Source organism: Klebsiella sp. C349492, assembly GCF_042055345.1.
Taxonomy (GTDB): Bacteria; Pseudomonadota; Gammaproteobacteria; order Enterobacterales; family Enterobacteriaceae; genus Klebsiella; species Klebsiella scottii.
Genome location: NZ_JANQCE010000022.1, coordinates 1 through 1,005, shown reverse-complemented (window position 1 = coordinate 1,005; position 1,005 = coordinate 1). Strand labels below are relative to the sequence as shown.

The window sequence follows — 1,005 nt, the reverse complement described above, 5'->3', positions numbered from 1 at the left end:
GCAGAGATGCTTTGGTGCCTTCGGGAACTCTGAGACAGGTGCTGCATGGCTGTCGTCAGCTCGTGTTGTGAAATGTTGGGTTAAGTCCCGCAACGAGCGCAACCCTTATCCTTTGTTGCCAGCGGTTCGGCCGGGAACTCAAAGGAGACTGCCAGTGATAAACTGGAGGAAGGTGGGGATGACGTCAAGTCATCATGGCCCTTACGAGTAGGGCTACACACGTGCTACAATGGCATATACAAAGAGAAGCGACCTCGCGAGAGCAAGCGGACCTCATAAAGTATGTCGTAGTCCGGATCGGAGTCTGCAACTCGACTCCGTGAAGTCGGAATCGCTAGTAATCGTGGATCAGAATGCCACGGTGAATACGTTCCCGGGCCTTGTACACACCGCCCGTCACACCATGGGAGTGGGTTGCAAAAGAAGTAGGTAGCTTAACCTTCGGGAGGGCGCTTACCACTTTGTGATTCATGACTGGGGTGAAGTCGTAACAAGGTAACCGTAGGGGAACCTGCGGTTGGATCACCTCCTTACCTGAAAGAACCTGCCTTTGTAGTGCTCACACAGATTGTCTGATGAAAAGTAAATAGCAAGGCGTCTTGCGATTGAGACTTCAGTGTCCCCTTCGTCTAGAGGCCCAGGACACCGCCCTTTCACGGCGGTAACAGGGGTTCGAATCCCCTAGGGGACGCCACTTGCTGGTTTGTGAGTGAAAGTCGCCGACCCCCATATCTCAAAACTAACTCAGTGAGTTACGTTTGAGATATTTGCTCTTTAAAAATCTGGATCAAGCTGAAAATTGAAACGACACACTGTTTCCTTTCTCCGTAATAAGAAAGGAAAAAGCGGTGTGTTCGAGTCTCTCAAATTTTCGCAACGCGGACTGTTTTACGAAACAGCTTCGGGTTGTGAGGTTAAGCGACTAAGCGTACACGGTGGATGCCCTGGCAGTCAGAGGCGATGAAGGACGTGCTAATCTGCGATAAGCGTCGGTAAGGTGATATG

General features: G+C 50.9%; 1 tRNA gene and 2 rRNA genes. All 3 read left to right on the top strand.

Annotation, left to right across the window (positions count from 1 at the left end):
• A 16S ribosomal RNA gene (locus NWP14_RS27755) occupies nucleotides 1–533 on the top strand; the annotation flags it as partial.
• 85 nt (nucleotides 534–618) lie between these two features.
• Nucleotides 619–694, top strand: a tRNA-Glu gene (locus tag NWP14_RS27750).
• Between the two features lie 218 nt (nucleotides 695–912).
• Nucleotides 913–1,005: ribosomal RNA gene (locus NWP14_RS27745) — 23S ribosomal RNA — on the top strand; the annotation flags it as partial.